Genomic DNA, 14,666 nt, shown 5'->3' with positions numbered 1-14,666 from the left:
CTTGTGCCACCGCCTCCCGGCCGACATGGTCCTGACCGAGGTTCACCTGCCCCGGCACACCACCGCTCCCTGGAGGATCGATGAACGAGGCACAACCGCAAGCCCACGACCACAACGAGGCGGGCCCCAGCCGCCGTTCGGTCCTGTGGACCGCCGGTGCCGCGGGGGCCGGGCTGGGCCTCGGCGGACTGACGACCGGCTCCGCCGCGGCGGCCGCGCCCACGGCGGCCGGCCCCGCGTCGGCGGCCGGCACGGCGCCCGCGGCCAAGGGCAAGACCATGATCGGGGTGCCGTTCGAACGGCGCTCCACCGTACGCGTCGGCATCATCGGCCTCGGCAACCGCGGCGACGGCATGATCGGCCTCTTCCTGGCGGTGCCGGGAGTACGGGTCGTCGCCCTGTGCGACCCGGTGAAGGAGAAGACCGCCAAGGCCGCCAAGAAGGTCACCAACGCCGGGCAGCCCGCGCCCGCCGTCTACTCCAACGGCGACCACGACTTCGAAAACCTCTGCAAGCGCGGCGACATCGACTTCGTGTACGTGGCCACGCCCTGGGACTGGCACTTCGAGATGGCCAGGACGGCGATGCTCAACGGCAAGCACGTCGGCGTGGAGTGCCCCCTCGCCCTGCGCCTGGACCACCTCTGGGCCCTGGTCGACCTCTCCGAACGGACCCGCAGACACTGCATGCAGCTGGAGAACTGCTGTTACGGCAGGAACGAGATGCGGGTGCTGCGGATGGCGCACGCCGGCCTGTTCGGCGAGTTGCTGCACGGGGCGGGCGCGTACCTCCACGATCTGCGCGGCCTGATGTTCGACCCGAAGTACTACGAGGGGCCGTGGCGCCGGCTGTGGCACACCCGGCTGCGCGGCGACCTCTACCCCAACCACGGGTTCGGCCCGGTCGCCAACTACATGGACCTCAACCGCGGCGACCGCGCCGTGCGCATCTCCAGCTTCGGCACCCCCACCCTCGGCCTCGCCGCGTACCGCAAGGAGCACATGCCGGCGAACGACCCGAGCTGGAAGGAGTCCTACATCGAGAGCGACCGGACGATCAGCCTCGTGCAGACCGCCAAGGGGCGGGTGATCCGCCTGGAGCACGATGTCTCCACCCCGCACCCCTACAGCCGCATCAACAGCCTCGGCGGCACCAAGGGGGTCTTCGAGGACTACCCCGAGCGGATCTACCTGGAGCCGGACCAGAGCAACGACGAGTGGGGCGACTTCGCGCGGTACGCGGAGTGGGACCACTGGCTCTGGAAGGAGCACGCGAACCCGCCCGGCGGACACGGCGGCATGGACTACATGCTGGTCTTCCGGCTGATGCAGTGCATGCGGCTGGGTCTCGTACCGGACTTCGACGTCTACGACGGCGCGACCTGGACGGCGCCGGTGCCGCTGAGCGACGCGTCCATCAAGGCCGGCGGCGCCCCGCAGGAGATTCCCGACTTCACCCGCGGACTGTGGAAGAAGGCCCGGCCGGGGATGGACTCGCAGAAGCCCGAGGAGTAGGGGCGGTTCCAAGGGCTCCCGGCCGCGCACCCGCGTCCCGCGGCCGGGGCTCTCGACATCAGCCGTCGGCGGCCGTGACGGGCGCGGTGCCCGGCTCCTCGGCCGGCTGCGGGGGCCGCTGCGGCGAGGCCTCCTCGGCCGCCGGCCGCCGCTCGCCGCCGAGGACCCGCTTCGCCGTCACCCGGTCCAGCGCGCCCTCCCAGCGGGACACCGCGAACACCGCGACGCAGTTGCCGAGCAGGTTGGTGGCCACCCGCATCGAGTCCATGATCCGGTCGACGCCGAGCAGCAGGGCGACCGCGGCGGCCGGGATGACACCCAGCGCCGAGGCCGTCGCCGACAGCGCCAGGAAGGCCGAACCCGGCACCCCCGCCATGCCCTTGCTGGTCAGCATCAACACCAGGACGACCGTGATCTGCTGGCCCAGCGACAGATCGACGCCGACGGCCTGCGCGATGAAGAGCGTGCCGACGGAGAGGTAGATCGAGGCGCCGTCCAGGTTGAACGAGTATCCGGTCGGCAGCACCAGCCCCACCGCGTCGTCCCGGCAGCCGGCGGCCCGCAGCTTCTGCATCATCCGCGGCATCACGGTCTCGCTGGAGCCGGTGCCGAGGGCCAGCAGCAGTTCCTCACGGGTGTAGCGGACGAACCTCCACAGGCTCAGCCCGGTGACGGCCTTGAGCGCCAGGCCGAGCAGCACCAGGAAGGCCAGCGCGACGCCGTAGCAGACCGCGATCAGCTTGCCGTACGTCGACATCGCCCCCAGGCCGTACTCCCCGACGGGGTGGGCGGTGGCGCCGAAGACCGCGAGCGGGGCGAGCCTCATGACGTAGCCGACGATGGTGAACACGACGTCCTGCGCCTGCTCGATGAGCGGCAGGAGCTGCGGCACCTTCTTCTGCCCGAGGTGCAGCAGCGCCGCCCCGACCAGGCAGGCCAGCACCAGGACCTGCAGCAGCGAGTTCTCGGCGAAGGCGCCGACCGCGCTGTTCGGCAGTGACTCCAGGACGAACTGGCCGGTGGAGGGCAGGTGTCCGCCGCCCGTCCTGGCGTCCACCGCGCCCTTGTCCAGGGACGCCGGATCGACGTGCATCCCGGCGCCGGGCGCGAAGACGTTGGCGGCCACCAGTCCGACGCCGAGCGCCAGGGTGGTCGCCACCTCGAACCAGATCAGGGCCTTCACCCCGATGCGACCGAAGGCCTTGAGGTCACCCGCCTTGGTGATGCCGGTGACGACGACGCAGAAGACCAGCGGGGCGATCATCGCCTTGATCAGACGGACGAAGCCGTCGCCGAGCGGCTGGAGCGAGGGGCCCGCCTGCGGCCACAGGCGTCCGACGAGGACACCGAGGACCAAGGCGACGAGCACCTGGGCGAACAGGCTGGTGCGCAGGAAGCGGCCTGCGCGGCGGGCGACTGTTGCGGTGGCGTGCGGCACGGGCACTCCTCCACGGACGGATTCTGTTATGCGGAAGTGGACTTCCGCGGTCCGTCACTATGGCCGCTTGTCGTTCACCACGAAAGATCCCGAGGCAACTCCCGGGAAAATCTTGGAGCTTGCGCCAAGGCGAATCGCGTGGCCCGTGGCCCTTTGCTCGACAGGAACCGCGATGCACGCATTCGGCCCGCTGCGCCGGGCTTGCGCCGCGCCCTTCACGCCCCGAGACGCGCCTTGTCGCCCATGACGACGACGGGCTGCCGCGCCGGGTCGAGGGTGCGCAGCAGCGTCTGCATCGCGACCTTCGGCACGCTGACACAGGCGGAGGTCCCGCTGCCGTGGTCACCGTGCAGCCAGATCCCGCCCCCCTTGGACTGCCCCTCGGGCCGGGTCGGGTCCAGCGGTGAGGTGCCCTTGACGCGGTTGTAGTTGATCGCGACGACGTAGTCGAAGTCGTGCCGGGTGCTCTTGTCCCAGTAGGGCGGCGGGGTGAACGCCGGCGAGTGCGTATAGGGCAGCTTGGCGCCGGGGTCGGCGAGCACACCGCCGGCGTCGGTCAGCGTGAACACGCCCACGGGGCTGCGCTTGTCGCCTTCGTGGTGGTTCAGCGTCCAACCGCGCCGGCCGTTGTGCGCCGCCCAACTCGCCTTGCGGTTCCATCCCCTGGCGTCCTTCTCGTAGAGGACGACGGTGGAGTCCGCGGAGTCCGCGCCCTCGCCGTAGACCGCGACGACCTGACGCGAGCCGGCGGGGATCCGCGACCGCAGGGCGCCGCCGATCCCGGGAACCTCCTTGAGATGGGTGGTGGCGGGCGCCCCGTGAGCCGCACCGCCCGGGCGCTTCCCCTTGCCCGCGTCGTCCGTGCCGCCCGGGTGCCGGCCGCCCGGCCCGCCGCCGCAGCCCGCCAGTAGGACCAGCCCCGCCGCGGCCACCGCCGCGCTCCTCACCGCACCGCCCGAAGTCCGCATGGCCCCATGGTCGCACCGCGAGCCTGACGACCGTTCAGTGCCCGTCCGCCGCGCACGGCTTCCCACACGATTGTCCGAATCATATGACCGCAGCGGAAAAACCGTTTGAAACCGGCCCGCGCCGCGGGCCAATCTTCCAGAACCTCCGCCGACAGACGAGACGGGCGAGAGGGGCATTTCGCCTGCCGGGACGGCGCTCTGCCGACCCCCCACCCACGACTTCGCCTGGGACATCATGCAGATTCGCGATCTTCCGCACCCCGACCCGGGCGTCCCGGACGTCCGTACGGGCGGCGCCTTCCTCCTGTGGCTCTACAAACAGCAGCTCGGCGGGCAGATCAAGGCCCTCTTGTGGGGGCTGGTGAACTTCGGCGCCATCGCCTCGTTCCCGCTGCCGGTGGGCCTGGCCGTGCAGGCCGTGGTGGACCGCGACGGCGGCCGACTCGCCCTGGCCGGCGGCCTGGTCGTGGTGCTGGGCGCGCTGATCGCGCTCGGCAGCACGATGCTGCACCGCGCCGCCGTCACCAACTGGATCACCACCGTCGCCCGGATGCAGCAGCTACTCGCCCGCAAGACCACGGAACTGGGATCGGCCATGACCCGGCGGATGGCGGCCGGCGAGATCGTCGCCGTCAGCACCGGCGATCTGGAGAAGATCGGCTGGTTCGTCGAGGCGATCTCCCGGTTCGGCGCGGCGGCGGTGACCACGGTCGGCGTCTCGCTGGCCCTGGTCGTCAGCCAGCCGCAGCTCGGCGTGCTGGTGGCACTCGGCGTACCCGTACTGGCGCTGGCCGTACTGCCGCTGCTGCCGCCCGCCACCCGGCGTGCCGACGCACAGCGCGAGAAGGCCGGCCGGGCCACGGAGCTGGCCTCCGACACCGTCGCCGGACTGCGCGTACTGCGCGGCATCGGCGGCGAGGAGCTGTTCCTCGGCCGCTACCGCAGCGCCTCCCAGGAGGTTCGCGAGGCCGCCGTCCGCAGCGCCCGGATGTGGTCGCTCATCTCGGCCGTCCAAGTGGTGCTGCCGGGGCTGCTGCTGATCGCGGTGGTCTGGTACGGCGCCCGGCTCGCCCTCGACGGCACGGTCGCCGTGGGCGGACTCGTCACGATCTACAGCGCGGTCACCTTCCTCCTCTTCCCGCTGCGGCACTTCGAGGAGATCGCTCAGGCCTACTCCTTCGCCCGGCCGTCGGCGAAGCGTACGGCCCGCGTACTGGCGCAGAGCCGGCCGGCCGGCGGCCGGACCGCCGGGCACGGTGCGGCGACGCCCACCGGCGATCTGCACGACCCGGTCAGCGGCCTGACCGCCCCGGCCGGCCGGCTGACCGCGGTCGTCTGCGGCGACCCCGACGCCGCGGGCCGGCTCGCCGAACGCCTCGGCGGGCATCCGCCGCGGACCGACGAGGACGGCGCGGACCGGATGGACAGCGGTGCCCCGCGGTCCGTCGTCCTCGGCGGCGCCCCGCTGGACGACCTGCCGCGCGACGCCGCCCGCCGGGCCGTACTCGTCCAGGACAAGGACCCGATGCTGCTCTCCGGCACCCTCGGCGAGCTGCTCGACGTGCCGTCCTCCGGGCAGGTGCCGGCCGCCGAGGCACTCGGCGCGGCCCAGTGCGCCGACGTACTGACCGCGCTCGCCCAGGCGTCCGTCGACGACTCCGGCGACCCCATGCGCACCCACATCACCGAACGCGGCAGATCGCTCTCCGGTGGCCAGCGGCAGCGGCTGGCACTGGCCAGATCGCTGGTCACCGACCCGGAGGTGCTGGTGCTCGACGAGCCGACCAGCGCGGTCGACGCGCACACCGAGGCGCGGATCGCCGACGGACTGCGGAAGATCAGAGCGGGCCGCACCACAGTGGTCCTCACCTCCAGCCCGCTCCTGCTGGACCGGGCCGACCAGGTCGCCTTCCTCCACGAGGGCAGGGTCGTCGCCGAGGCCGCCCACCGCGAACTGCTGCGCAGCCATCCCGCCTACCGCGCCGTCGTCACCCGCGAGACCGACACCGAGCCGGCGGTGGCCACCGGCCCGGTCGACGGGACCGGCCGGCCCCACCACACCCACCGGATCGACCAGATCGAGGAGACCGCATGATCGGCCTGGCGCCGCCGGAGCACGATCCGGACGCCCCGCAGACCCTCACCACGCTGCCCGTCGGCTCACCGGCGACCGTACGCGGCTACGTGCGCGGCCTGATCCGCCGTCACCGCCGCGAGTTCACGGTGCTGGTGGCCGTGAACGCCGCCGCGGTCATCGCCTCCATGGCCGGCCCGTACCTGCTCGGCGGTGTCGTCGAGAAGCTGGCCGCGGGCAGCCGGGACCTCCAACTCGGGCGCACCCTCGCCCTGTTCGCCCTCGCTCTGGCCGCCCAGGCGGTCTTCGTACGCATGGTGCGGCTCCGCGGCGCGATGCTGGGCGAACGCATGCTGGCGGATCTGCGCGAGGACTTCCTCGTACGGTCCGTGGCGCTGCCGCCGGGCGTCCTGGAGCGGGCCGGGACCGGCGATCTGCTGTCGCGGATCACCACCGACATCGACCGGCTCTCCAGCGCGATGCGCGAGGCCGTACCGCAGCTGTCCATCGGTGTGGTGTGGGTGGGGCTGCTGCTCGGCGGGCTGACCGTCACCGCGCCGCCGCTCGCGCTGTCCGTACTCGTCGCGCTGCCGCCGCTGGTCCTGGGCTGCCGCTGGTACTTCAAGCGGGCGCCGGGCGCCTACCGTTCGGAGGCCGCCGGGTACGCCGCGGTCTCCGCCGTACTCACCGAGTCCGTCGACGCCGGCCGCACCATCGAGGCCCACCGCCTGGGCGAGCGCCGCATCGCCCTCTCGGAGGACCGCATCCGCTCCTGGACCCAATGGGAGCGTTGCCCACATACACTTTTGCGCTGACCTGCGAAAATAGCAGAACCCCCGCCCATGTCCCACGGGGGAGGACACGAACGGGGGTTGCGCATGGTGGGTCAGTAGGAGCGCGACCCACATGACAGACACACGACCCAAGTACGCATTTGCTCGTCTGTCTCGGTGAAGGTGTTATCCGAACCGCAGACCGGGCACGCTGGCCCCATCGTGGGGTCGGTCTTGCGCTCATCTGTCTCTATGAGCATGCACGCCATGATTACTCCTCAAGCACATCAGGGCACTGGGAGTTCGGGCAGTACGCGTTGACGGTCACTATTGCCGCTGACGACCCGGCAGTAGGGCGCTCTCTGCCTGTGAAACGGAGGGGCGTCTCACAGCGGTCACACCTGACGGTCTTGCCGTCACGTCCCTTGGTAGCCGCTTTCAAGATGCGGCTGATGTGGTCACCCGCGTTACTGTCCATGCACTCACCGTAGCCAGTCAGGGGGCTCTACAGGGCAGGTTTTACGCACTGTTCCTCGAAGGTATGGAGACCCAACCGCCCGACCGTCCTCACAGGAAGGGCGGAGTGGGAGACAAGGCGGTCACTCAGGCCAGGAGTGGATACGGCCCGAGTGACCTTCGCGCTCCCCACTTAATCCCCCGTTGACGCCGGGAGACTGGGGCCGGGGGGGATGGTTGGGCCCTCCGCGAAGAGCGCGCCCGGCGCTGCACGTGCCGGGGGTTTAGTGGCGGTTGCTCAGGCATCCTGTCAAGGCTGAGCAACCGCCCCTCCATCGTCACCTGTGGGGAGGTGGGGCCGGCTAGCAGTCCGGTCCACCGATGGAGGGCCCGACGGTTAGCGGCCGTCGGGCGGTATGGATGGCCTACTGTCGGCCAGCAGTGCGACAGTTAGCGCACGGGAACGGGCAGGGGTGGACCGGGTGGCCGGCTGGCAGCTGCAGCACGTTCAGCCCGTATGCTGCCCGGTCCGGAAGCTCAGGGACGCGCTGCGTTTGCTGCTCGCGCATCGCGCACCTTCCTGGGGTCGGTACTGACGTATCGCACGGAGACCCGCATCTCAGGCCCTCCGTAGTCTGGCTGGAAGACGTAGTGATCATGTGTCGTGCTGACGATGACCCCGGGCGTACCCGTCCGGGTGTCTACTGCTGGCCTACGCATTCCGTACTCCTCTCCGTAGTGCTGCCACTACCGGGAGCACTCACAGTGGCCTACAGTCGGGAGCTAATCAACGTGTCAGAAACGGCAGATAGGTTGGTGAAGGCCCGTTGAACCGTAAGGAGTTACAGCCGGACAGCAGTCCGCAAGCTGCCTTCGGGGCACATGTCCGCAGATCTCGTGAGGATCGCGGGTGGAGGCAGGAAGATCTAGCCGACCTGATGGGGTACGCCAGTGCGCATATTTCGGCTGTAGAAACTGGTCGGAAGATGCCAACTTTGCGATTTTCGCGCAGCGCTGACCTGGCCTTCGGCACTGGCGATATGTTCGAACGTCAGTGGCGCGAGATACGGTACGGCGCGCTACTGGAGGGCTTCCCGGAGTACGTAGGACATGAAGGCCGGGCGGCAGAGATCAGGCTGTACGAAGTAGGCGTAATCCCAGGTCTACTTCAGACCCCGGAGTACGCAGCAGTTCTGGCGGACAGCGCCGTGACGCGAGGGGCGATCACTACTGATCAAGCAAGGGAGCGTGTGAGGATCGTTGCGGAACGGCAAGCAGCGCTTGTGCGCCCGCGCCCGCCGCTGGTCTTCGTTGTGCTGGACGAAAGCTGTATCCGTCGTCCCGTTGGCGGGTCTGCCGTCATGGATGCTCAGTTGGCACGACTGATCGAGTTCGCCGAGCTTCCTAACACCATGCTTCAGATTGCGACGTACGACATGGGGGAGCGCCGGCCGTTCGACCTGCCGGTATACCTACTGACACTGCTGGATCGTCAGCTCATGTCGTACGCCGAGTCGGCGCACCGGGGCCATCTCGAACGAGAAAGTACCGCCGTGCTACCGCTGCTGACGGCATACCATCAGCTTCAGGCCGAAGCGCCTTCACAGGCGGCAGCTGTGGCCTTGATCAGTCAGACACGAAAGGGCACCTTGTGACAACCGAAGCCCCCCGCTGGTTCAAATCCTCCTACAGCAACAATGGTGGCGCCTGCATCGAGGTTGCCGACAGCCAGCCCCACATCCTTGTCCGTGACAGCAAGCTGGGCAACGAGAGCCCCGTCATGGCGCTGACGCGCTCCGCGTGGTCCGGTCTGGTGGAGTTCGCCAAGAGCGCGTGACCCCGCCTACGGCCCCCGCAGTTGCTCATGCGCTGCGGGGGCTTTTACGTTCTGCCAGCCGGCCTGAAACAAGAAAGCCCCCGCAGAAGCGGGGGTTCTTTGCTGTCTACGCTGCCAGGCCGACACCGCACTTGCCGTGCGTCCACTCGCACTCGGTCCACTCCCCGGTGGTGGGGACGAAAAGGTGGGTCTCGGCGCTGCGCTGCCACTGAGTCAGCCCTACCAGCGCGCCCGTCTTGCAGTTACGCCCTGTGATGCGGAAGGCTTCGTACCGCGGAACCTTGGGGTGCTCCAGCAGCCTCTTGACCAACTTCCCCTGAGCCTTCAGAACGAGCAACAGCTCGGGACAGCGCTGGATCGGCTCCTCCCCGAGGCACGGCCCGAGCGTCTCGCACTGCACCCACATGCCATCAGCGTTGGGAACCCAAACGGCCAGCGTCACCACGAAAGAGCCACAGATGTTCACGCAAAACCCCCTTGCACTCACAGAATCTTCGTAAGTGGATGCCCATGATCCGGCTTTGGGGGTACCGGTGTCCATCCCCGTGCAAGCAAGAGTAGTTGAGACTTTGACGAAAACAGGACCGTACCGCCGGTAATACCGCGGATAGAGTACGGCACCCCGGATGACAACGTAGTCAGAAGATCTACTAGGACTAGTAGCACCCCGTGCGGCTACCGCCCGTAACCAAAAAGAAACCCCGGCAGACCCAACTAGGGCCTACCGGGTCGGTGTTGTTGATCAGTTGCCGTACCTCGCTGATACGAGCAACGCGAACTTCCGCGCTGCCGCCTCCTTGCGGGCCGGACACTCCAGCAGCATGGCCGACCCGTCCGCGCCTTCGATCGTGATGAACAACTGAGTCGTGTCCTTCTTCAGCAGCAGCGCGAACGGGCCAGCCAGGGCGACCCGGGTTGCCGTGATGCGCTTAGCTGCCTCTCCCCGGTCGACGCTAACCTTGGCGCCGGCAACTGGGACATCCATCTGTCCCGGCGCGGTGAACCGGAGCGGGTCCTTGCGCACCATCACTCCCCCGATGGCCGAGACGGCGAGTCTTAGTTCTGTGACCGCCTTCGCTGCGGCTCTGTCCTCATCACTCTTCTTGGAACCGAACACGATGCCCTCCCCTAGGTGTTGGGAAGGCATCGTACGTCCAGCTACGAGATCCCCAGAGCCCTTGCGTTGTTCAGCAGCGCCGTGAACCCCGCCCGGTCCTGGTCGCTGAGCCGGCCGGCGTACTGCGTCGACTTGAACCCCCCGTTTGGGGAGCACATCACCGGCTTGGCGCCCTCGATGCCGTAGGGGCACTCGAAGTCCTCGGTGACGCCGTCCCCGTCGCCGTACTTGTCGTCGTTCGGGTGATCCAGCCCGAGCGCGTGCCCCATCTCGTGTGTAGGCAGGTTCCGCCAGGCGTTATACGTGAGGTACCAGGACCCATCTCCGTACTCAGAGTCCATGAAGACCCATCCACCCCACGCGCTGTGATCCGTCGTGTTGTAGCAGGGGATTCCCTGGCTATACCCGGGCTTCCCGTAGGGCTGGAAGCGCTCCATGAAGTACACGTGGCCCTTCGTGGGGCAAAGTGCGGTGTTTGGGTAGGACTCAACTCCCCCGACCGTTACACGCACCCCTAGGGCGTTCAGCTGGGCTATCGCCGTGGTGAGCATGGGTGCCCAACGGTCCTTGATCTCCTGAGACTGGAAGGTGATCGTGAACTGTTGCGTGGGGCTCATAGCCTTCACGCCGAAGTCCGTTGCGATCTTCCAGCCGGGACCGGAATAAACGGGGCTTGCCGCTGACGCTGGCGAGATTGTGAGGGCCAGGGCCGCGAATCCCGCGGCAGTGCTGGCAAGGAACTTGCGCATAACGGCGCACCCTTCGTCGCTGTTGAGTTGTGGGGGGGGGGATGGGTGCCCCGGGCGGGAGTTGACCCCGCGCCCTAACGGCTGGATGCCGGGGCTGGTGATTCAGCGCTGGACAACCGCCGTGGTGCCAACGGGGAAGCACACGTTGAGGTACGGGGCGCCGTCCAGGTCGCGCGTCTTGCACTTCACGGCCTTCCGGCCGGTGCGGTATGTGACCTCGGCGAACGGAACACCGTCGTCGCCGCAGAGCCGGTCGCCGGGGCGGATATCGGTGGCGGGGATAGTGATGGTCTGCATCTCTCCTCCTACGGAGTTGTGGCCTACGAGTGCCTCGCCGTGGATTCGAACCACGAGACCCGGCGCTGGGGGCGCCATCGGGCTGGCCGGTTGCGAGGCAAGTTGCTAGCGACGAACGCCCGGAATGAGACTCTGGATGATCCGGCTTGCCTTCGCGTAGTCGTCGAGGCTTGGACCGGTGTCCTGCTTCGCCTCCAGCGTGAAGGCTGGCTCGTGCTCGTCACAGATACGCTGGAGGTACTCCATGGCCTCACGCTTCGTGGGCTTGGACGCGTCCGCTACCTCTTCTCCGGGGCTGACGATCAGCCAGTTCGGCCCCGAGCCGTATCCCGATCCCTTCGGGGCCGGGATGTTCTCTACGCGGTACGTCCCAAGCGGAGTGGCCACCTCGTAGTAACCGGTACCGACCCGCGTCGCCCGCAGCTTCTTTGCCATCGCTCCTCCTACGGCCTGCCTCATCAGCGCGGGTAGGCCATTCCCCGCGGACGCCCCGAAGGGCGTTTCGGCTCAGTGCCCGTTGTCGACAATTTCCACGTCGGGGGACCATCCGCCGTCGGTGCGCTCGGCGACCACGGCCACGCTCCGACCCTCGCCGTCCTGCATGGTCGCCTCGGCGGGGGCGCGGACGGTGCCGATGTAGTAGCCCTTGGCCGCGTTGTTCCGGCGGCGCGTCTCGGTGCTCTTGGCCTTGGACTCGTAGAACCAGCCGGCGCGGCGCCCCTGCCGGGTCAGCAGCTCCCACGACCACCCGAACTGTCCCCGCACGCGTCGGGCGGGGACGAGGTTGCCGTCCAGGTCGAAGAGGCCGGGGAACTCCGCAGTCCCGCCTTCGTCGGCGATGCGCGCGGCCAACCGGTCCTCTCGGGCGCACAGGCCGTGCGCCCACTGGCTGCGGAATCCGTCGTTGTCACTGCTCTCGATACTCTCGCTGCGCTGACCCTCGTGCGCTTCGGCCGACTTGCGCAGGGCCTCTGCCTTGGCTGCTGCTTCGGCGTCTTTCTTAACCTTTGCGTCGCGGAGCGCCTTTCCGAGACCCTCGGCGTTGAGCTGGGAGAACGAGATCCTGACCATGATGAGTCCCCTTACTTGAGAGCCCCAGTGGCTTCGAAGTGGTTCGAGAGTAAGGGTGGTGCTACTAAGATCACAAGCCCCTAGTAGCACCTTTCTTACTCGGTGCTACTAGGGCTAGCACCTTCACCCCCAGGACATCCCGCAGAGGCAGCTGTAGACCGTCCGCGTAGTGCCGTCAGATTCCGTGTGAGGATGAGCCGTTGCGCCAGCGTGGGTGCAGGCGTTGCCGTTGTACAGGTCCATCTCAACGGCGGTGATGTACTCCTGGTCTTCCTGGCTAGGCATCAGCGATCCCCCTCTATGGGCCGGGTCTTGGCGAATAGCTCGGCGAGAAGCCGCATCTTGGTGTCGCCGACGTTGGACGCCGGGACGTTGCAGTGGATACAGCGGGTACCGCTCGACACGCCGAACCACTTCCACGTGTGCTTATGGTCGCGCTCTTCCGTGCTGGTCCGCAGGCCGGCGCACCAGCCGTTGAAGTAGTCGCGCCCGTAGCGGGCCAGGACGCGCGGACCGTGCTCGGCGATGGTCTGTTCCGGGGTCATGAGTCACCGTCCAGGGCGGCACGGAGGGCCTGCGCAAACAGCGCGAACCCCCAATGCCCTCCGTAGCCCGGGTGATCCAACACCGCGCGAACGCGCTGGATGGTGGCCAAATCCTCGTTGTGCAGATCGATTCGCTGGCCGATCTCTGCCCGCAGGCGCGCGTTTTCTTCCCGTTGCTCAGCACTGATCGCGCGCCGGGTCTTGAGGGAGTTCCGCGCCCGGTCTCGCTCCATGCGGAAGCAGTCGGCCGCGTAGCTCAACTCGCAGTGCTGCTCAGCAAGCTCAGCGTCCGCAACGGCCATGGCAGCGTCAGCGGCAGAGAGGTACTCGGGTCGCTGGCCGTGATCCTTGACGTGACCCTCCCGCCAGCCGTCCAGCTTGCTCAGCGCCAGGGCGTACCGATCGCGTCGCTCGTTGCTCATCAGTCCATCTCCCTGTACCCGACAAGGAACGCAGCGAGTTGCAGCGCGTCATTCGGCTCGAACGTGCCGCCGGCGGTAAGAAGCTTCTGAGCGATCTTGTACGCTTCAACCCGCTCCGCCATGGCTTCGGCCCGCTCGATACCGTCGTCCGTGGCATCGATCTTCATCAGATGGCCTCTTCCAGGTCGACCAACAGGGCCGCAGCCTCGAAGCTGCTCATGACGACGGTGGAGACGGCGTCGCCAGCGGGGTCCCGCGTCACCATCTCGACTTCCAGGCCCTTTCGGAAGGCCTCCACCGTGTACCCGTGAGCCGTGTGGTAGGTAGTTGCACTCATGGCGTCTCTCCTGATTCGAAGGGGACTTGATGAGCGCCCCGCCCGGGACTTGCACCCGGCGTGTGGTCCTGTATCGGGGCGGTGTCTCTACTCACCCGCTAGGGAGTGAGTCCCAAGGGGCTAGCGACGGGCAGAAGAACGGCCCTCAGCGCGCTTCATGGCGGCAGCGCTGGCCCATGCCTGCGCCTCTGCAGGGGAGTTCGTGTACGCCTGGATGAACTTCGCCTCGAAGGTCCGCTTGCCGTTGTCCCTGGCCTTGCGGACCACTACCGGCGTGACTCCCAGAGCCTCGGCGATTTCTTCGGTAGTGGAGAATTCGTCCACGCCGATGCCGAAGTCATGTCGGAGAACGTCCGCCTGTCGCTGGCCCATCGAGTCCAGGACGGCGCGCACGGTGGCGACACGGACGCGGGTCTGCTCTCGGCTGATGTCACCTGCGGTGATCATGTCTTCGGGGATGCCAAGAATGCTGGCCAACGTGTCCCCAAGCGTCTTGTAATTGCCAGGGTTACCTTCTTCGGACTCACCGACGGGCACGTCAAGGCACACACGCCCCTGCCACGCCATCCGGGCAGCTCGGGCCCGGTCCTTGTCCAGGCGTCGCCCAGCGGGCGGGACGTGACGGCTCATCTGCTCCGCCAGGTACAGATCACCGTCCGCCTTGTTGACCATCTGACCGAACACCTTGATCGCGTCGTCATCGGCCCCGGCGCACCCGTCGAACCGCTGACCACGAACGCTGTCCTGCATGGCACGGGCGACTGTCTTGTAGATGTAGCCGCGGAAGGTGTCCACGACATCCTCACCAGCGCGTTCGGCGTCGAAGCGACCGATGGCCATCCAGGCGGCAACGCGACCGTCGTTCTCCAACTGCCCCCGGTCCGCCCCTCCCTGGCGCTGGTACTGGCTTGCCGCCTGAGCGGCGAGACGGGTGATGGTCTGCTCTGCGTCGCGAAGAACAGCCTCGATGGCGTCACGGTCGCCGGCCTGAGCGGCGGAAATGAGGGCAGGGGTGATCAGGGCGTCAGACATGACTGGGCCTCACATGTGTGTGGTGTGAAGCGCCCT

General features: G+C 67.9%; 17 protein-coding genes, 1 other RNA gene and 1 pseudogene. 5 read left to right on the top strand and 14 right to left on the bottom strand.

Annotated elements, in window-relative coordinates:
- Positions 1 to 80: 80 nt before the first annotated feature.
- Complete coding sequence (locus AC0680_RS02550) at positions 81 to 1,514, top strand: Gfo/Idh/MocA family protein (RefSeq protein WP_478624279.1); 1,434 nt, start codon at positions 81 to 83, stop codon at positions 1,512 to 1,514.
- A 58-nt stretch (positions 1,515 to 1,572) separates the two neighbouring features.
- Here AC0680_RS02550 and AC0680_RS02545 read toward each other — a convergent pair whose 3' ends face one another.
- Both AC0680_RS02545 and AC0680_RS02540 read right to left on the bottom strand, forming a co-directional pair.
- Positions 1,573 to 2,952, bottom strand: coding sequence for a cation:dicarboxylate symporter family transporter (locus AC0680_RS02545; RefSeq protein ID WP_478624278.1), 1,380 nt, complete (start codon positions 2,950 to 2,952; stop codon positions 1,573 to 1,575).
- A gap of 215 nt (positions 2,953 to 3,167) precedes the next feature.
- Positions 3,168 to 3,920, bottom strand: coding sequence for a L,D-transpeptidase family protein (locus AC0680_RS02540; RefSeq protein WP_478624277.1), 753 nt, complete (start codon positions 3,918 to 3,920; stop codon positions 3,168 to 3,170).
- Positions 3,921 to 4,155: 235 nt separating this feature from the next.
- On the opposite strand from AC0680_RS02540, the gene AC0680_RS02535 reads away from it, so the two are divergent.
- The 4 genes and pseudogenes from AC0680_RS02535 to AC0680_RS02520 all read left to right on the top strand — a co-directional run bounded on the left by AC0680_RS02535 (position 4,156) and on the right by AC0680_RS02520 (position 9,060).
- Positions 4,156 to 6,015: an ABC transporter transmembrane domain-containing protein gene (locus tag AC0680_RS02535; RefSeq protein WP_478624276.1), complete on the top strand. Its 1,860-nt coding sequence runs from the start codon at positions 4,156 to 4,158 to the stop codon at positions 6,013 to 6,015.
- Positions 6,012 to 6,785: pseudogene (locus AC0680_RS02530) on the top strand (ABC transporter transmembrane domain-containing protein); the annotation flags it as partial. The gene AC0680_RS02535 and the pseudogene AC0680_RS02530, both read left to right, overlap by 4 nt.
- Positions 6,786 to 8,050: 1,265 nt before the next feature.
- Complete coding sequence (locus AC0680_RS02525; protein WP_478624274.1) at positions 8,051 to 8,878, top strand: helix-turn-helix domain-containing protein; 828 nt, start codon at positions 8,051 to 8,053, stop codon at positions 8,876 to 8,878.
- Positions 8,875 to 9,060: a DUF397 domain-containing protein gene (locus AC0680_RS02520; protein WP_478624272.1), complete on the top strand. Its 186-nt coding sequence runs from the start codon at positions 8,875 to 8,877 to the stop codon at positions 9,058 to 9,060. Before AC0680_RS02525 ends, AC0680_RS02520 begins: the two co-directional genes overlap by 4 nt.
- 106 nt (positions 9,061 to 9,166) lie before the next feature.
- Here AC0680_RS02520 and AC0680_RS02515 read toward each other — a convergent pair whose 3' ends face one another.
- The 12 genes from AC0680_RS02515 to AC0680_RS02460 form a co-directional block, all read right to left on the bottom strand.
- The gene (locus AC0680_RS02515; protein WP_478624270.1) at positions 9,167 to 9,526 is read right to left on the bottom strand and encodes a hypothetical protein; all 360 of its coding nucleotides are present in this window, start codon (positions 9,524 to 9,526) and stop codon (positions 9,167 to 9,169) included.
- Between the two features lie 276 nt (positions 9,527 to 9,802).
- The gene (locus AC0680_RS02510) at positions 9,803 to 10,177 is read right to left on the bottom strand and encodes a hypothetical protein (protein WP_478624268.1); all 375 of its coding nucleotides are present in this window, start codon (positions 10,175 to 10,177) and stop codon (positions 9,803 to 9,805) included.
- Positions 10,178 to 10,218: 41 nt separating this feature from the next.
- Positions 10,219 to 10,926 (bottom strand): hypothetical protein, encoded by a 708-nt coding sequence (locus AC0680_RS02505; RefSeq protein WP_478624266.1) that lies wholly within the window; start codon positions 10,924 to 10,926, stop codon positions 10,219 to 10,221.
- A 102-nt stretch (positions 10,927 to 11,028) separates the two neighbouring features.
- Positions 11,029 to 11,223: a hypothetical protein gene (locus tag AC0680_RS02500; protein WP_478624265.1), complete on the bottom strand. Its 195-nt coding sequence runs from the start codon at positions 11,221 to 11,223 to the stop codon at positions 11,029 to 11,031.
- Between the two features lie 105 nt (positions 11,224 to 11,328).
- Entirely contained in the window at positions 11,329 to 11,658 is a 330-nt protein-coding gene (locus AC0680_RS02495) for a hypothetical protein (protein WP_478624263.1), read from the bottom strand.
- 9 nt (positions 11,659 to 11,667) lie between these two features.
- Positions 11,668 to 11,731: hammerhead ribozyme type II (locus AC0680_RS02490), an RNA gene on the bottom strand.
- Positions 11,731 to 12,294, bottom strand: coding sequence for a hypothetical protein (locus tag AC0680_RS02485; RefSeq protein WP_478624262.1), 564 nt, complete (start codon positions 12,292 to 12,294; stop codon positions 11,731 to 11,733). The genes AC0680_RS02490 and AC0680_RS02485 overlap by 1 nt, the downstream gene beginning before the upstream one ends.
- A gap of 284 nt (positions 12,295 to 12,578) precedes the next feature.
- Positions 12,579 to 12,839: a hypothetical protein gene (locus AC0680_RS02480; RefSeq protein ID WP_478624260.1), complete on the bottom strand. Its 261-nt coding sequence runs from the start codon at positions 12,837 to 12,839 to the stop codon at positions 12,579 to 12,581.
- On the bottom strand, positions 12,836 to 13,261 hold the full coding sequence (locus AC0680_RS02475) for a hypothetical protein (RefSeq protein ID WP_478624259.1): 426 nt from the start codon (positions 13,259 to 13,261) through the stop codon (positions 12,836 to 12,838). The genes AC0680_RS02480 and AC0680_RS02475 overlap by 4 nt, the downstream gene beginning before the upstream one ends.
- A complete protein-coding gene (locus AC0680_RS02470; RefSeq protein ID WP_478624258.1) occupies positions 13,261 to 13,428 on the bottom strand; it encodes a hypothetical protein in 168 nt (55 codons plus the stop codon). The genes AC0680_RS02475 and AC0680_RS02470 overlap by 1 nt, the downstream gene beginning before the upstream one ends.
- Positions 13,428 to 13,598 carry a hypothetical protein gene (locus AC0680_RS02465; RefSeq protein WP_478624257.1) on the bottom strand — a complete coding sequence of 57 codons (171 nt, stop codon included), beginning with the start codon at positions 13,596 to 13,598 and terminating at the stop codon, positions 13,428 to 13,430. The genes AC0680_RS02470 and AC0680_RS02465 overlap by 1 nt, the downstream gene beginning before the upstream one ends.
- Before the next feature lie 120 nt (positions 13,599 to 13,718).
- Positions 13,719 to 14,630 (bottom strand): sigma-70 family RNA polymerase sigma factor, encoded by a 912-nt coding sequence (locus tag AC0680_RS02460; RefSeq protein ID WP_478624255.1) that lies wholly within the window; start codon positions 14,628 to 14,630, stop codon positions 13,719 to 13,721.
- Positions 14,631 to 14,666: the final 36 nt, after the last annotated feature.

The sequence above is a fragment of the Streptomyces sp. NPDC043738 genome (assembly GCF_056436545.1).
The sequence above is the reverse complement of the archived record's forward strand: the minus strand, read 5'-3'. Positions and strand labels throughout refer to the sequence as shown.